This is a genomic window from Enterobacter sp. UNJFSC 003 (genome assembly GCF_036903355.1).
GTDB lineage: Bacteria > Pseudomonadota > Gammaproteobacteria > Enterobacterales > Enterobacteriaceae > Enterobacter.
On record NZ_JBAKHK010000310.1, the window covers coordinates 1 to 243 of the forward strand.

The window sequence follows — 243 nt, forward strand, 5'->3', positions numbered from 1 at the left end:
GCAGGGAAGGCCGCGACTTGGAGCACGGGGGACTGGAGCTAGGGACGGTAGGTCAGGCGAACGAAGGCGGTGTGAATCAGAAGATCCTCGCTGCGGCTGAGGCCCCCGAAATCGAAGCTCGAACGCGCATTCCACCATTGATCCAGCTTGTAGCCGACGACGAGCTGGCCATTGGGGATGAACTGCCAGGCAAAGCCGATGTTTCCCGACAGGTTTGCGACGTAGCTGAACTGGTTCTGGTTC

The 243-nt window shown here is 60.1% G+C and carries 1 protein-coding gene; it reads left to right on the forward strand.

Going from position 1 to position 243, the window contains the following annotated elements:
• Window positions 1-17: 17 nt before the first annotated feature.
• Window positions 18-243: hypothetical protein (locus tag V5P19_RS24310; protein WP_334408090.1), on the forward strand; the 226-nt coding region annotated here is incomplete at its 3' end.